1 pseudogene is annotated in these 207 nt (G+C 40.6%); it reads left to right on the top strand.

What is annotated here, in order from left to right:
* Positions 1-78 precede the first annotated feature (78 nt).
* Positions 79-207: pseudogene (locus A142_RS24770) on the top strand (IS5/IS1182 family transposase); the annotation flags it as partial.

Below are 207 nucleotides of genomic sequence, written 5' to 3' on the forward strand. Positions count from 1 at the left end.
GGCTTTGTTTCCTAAATCAGGGAACTAAATCATTAACCTACGATCTGATCAGCTAAGTTTACTCAAGTACTTAGACCAATGGCCAAGCCTCGCTACAAAACAACTAACTGGAAGCAATATAACCAAGCTTTAATCAATCGTGGTTCACTGACATTTTGGATTGATGAAGAGGCAATCCAACACTGGAAACAGGTCAAGCAAGGCAAC

Source organism: Vibrio splendidus 12E03, assembly GCF_000272105.2.
Taxonomy (GTDB): Bacteria; Pseudomonadota; Gammaproteobacteria; order Enterobacterales; family Vibrionaceae; genus Vibrio; species Vibrio splendidus_I.